Origin of the sequence: Streptococcus sp. HMSC070B10, assembly GCF_001808665.1 — a bacterium.
Classification (GTDB): Bacteria; Bacillota; Bacilli; order Lactobacillales; family Streptococcaceae; genus Streptococcus.
On the sequence record NZ_KV794214.1, the window covers coordinates 278,036 to 280,042 of the forward strand.

The 2,007-nt window shown below is 34.8% G+C and carries 2 pseudogenes; both read right to left on the minus strand.

The features are described 5' to 3' along the window. Positions 1 to 74: 74 nt before the first annotated feature. Positions 75 to 351, minus strand: a pseudogene (locus tag HMPREF2613_RS11890) (ABC transporter permease); the annotation flags it as partial. A gap of 1,292 nt (positions 352 to 1,643) precedes the next feature. Beyond that, positions 1,644 to 2,007, minus strand: a pseudogene (locus HMPREF2613_RS11835) (Rgg/GadR/MutR family transcriptional regulator); the annotation flags it as partial.

The window sequence follows — 2,007 nt, forward strand, 5'->3', positions numbered from 1 at the left end:
TGACGAAGTCAGTTACATATACCTACGGCAAGGCAAAGCTGACGTAGTTTGAAGAAATTTTCGAAGAGTATAGCTCCATAAGCGATGGCTACGTTACCAATACCACCAGCTCCAACTGCCCCCGCCATGGCTGTTTCCCCAACAAGGGAAAAAGATCACAGTCGTCACACGAATCAAATCTGGAAGGCCTTCTAGTAAGTCTGGGCTTCCTCGGTTAAAATTTTTACCTGAAAAACTTCTTTTTTCTAGGGATAAAATCAACCCTATCACACTCACTACTAAAAACACCCACCAACAAAGCCTGATATCTTGTAAAGCTAAGAATGAAAATACAGACATTCCCAAGGGTAATGTTAGGGAAAAAATCATACTCAAGAGATTATTACTCCTAGCTAATACATCCGCACTCAAATTAGACAGTAACAAAGTATCTAATTTAGGCATTGATTTCGACATCAAATACATGACAAAGGCTAAGCAGGCAACACCTACTAGAGGAGAGAAATCTAAAATATTAGCAGTAGCCAGCAAGACAAACAGAATTGCATTGAGCGATAACAAGCTTGAAAAAGACCATTTCCCAAAATAATCATGGGGAGTTAAGCTACCAAGAATAGCTCCTCCCAAGCTAACACATTCAATTAAAAATAGGGCTTGAGCATAGCTGAGATGATAGATAGTATGGTCTAATAAGTAAAAGTGATAAATACCTCCAACAGCTCCTCCCAAAGTATTCATTACCAAAATGACAAGGATCATTTTAAACAATGATTTACTTTCTCTCTGCCTAAAGATATCATCCATGTCCACATAGATTGCCTTAACTTGTTGGAGTAAACTAATCGACTTATCCTCTACACTTACAGACAAATGCGTCAATTCTCTTCTATTTTTGAATAAAATGAGAGAAGATAGTAAAAAGAAACCAGCATTCACCATTGCAACAAAAGAAAAATTTTGATGACTGGTTGTGAGTAACCACACTCCTAAAGCTTGACCTCCTAGATTTGATAAATAGGAAACAAACTGAGTAAAGGAATAAGCTTCATAGAGCCTATCTTCCGAAATGTTATGCTGGATAATCGGCATACGCAGGCCTGCTGTATAATCTGATAAAATATCCGAACAGATATTAACCATACAGATAAAAGCAAACGTTACGAAGTTCTGGTCATGAATCACACTAGCAATCAAAAGAAATAGCAGACTTTGCACACAACCAACCCAGATAATTGTCCCTGCTTTATTCCGAGTATGATCCGCCTTAATCCCGACATAAAAAGTAAATAGGAAAGGTAAAATCGTAATCATATTCGCCATAAATACAGCTATATTTTTAAAGGGTAGACTCGCAGCATAAACGATAAATACCAGATTATAAATATAAGCTCCACTTGAGCTCAAAAATCTTGATAAGGTAAGTATCCTAAATAAATGATGTCTTAAGAATAGTTTCATAACAGGCCTTTCTCACATTTCAAAGAGTATTTCATTGAAACCAGTCTAACAAAAAAAGCGGGACTCCCCACTTTTTTGTAATATATTTTTTTCTGAAAATAGAAACTCTAGAGCCTAGAAACTACTAATTATCAATCCACCTACAAGCCTATTTATTTTTCGTCAATCGATGTAATGAGAATATATTACAAATCTTCATTTGAGAGCTGATTTGCAAAATAGTTTTCATAATATCTTGCACCATCTATATATTCTAAATCTTGTAAGATTGTAATGCCTCTCTGGATTTTTTCAAGACCCTTATTTTCTACTTTAAAAATAGTATCATAATACCCTTTAGCAATCATATAAATAATTTTAAGATAGGCTTGAGATTCTGGCAATTCTCGTTTTTCAATCTGAAAGATAAAATAGTCTGCTTTTAATTTATCCTTTTCCTCTATTGCTTTAAAGAGTCCATTAATCAAAATGGTATCAATAGCAATTTTGTTACTAGGTAAGGAGCCTAATAAATCTGTCTTTTGTAACATCTCCCTAGAATATTTAAAA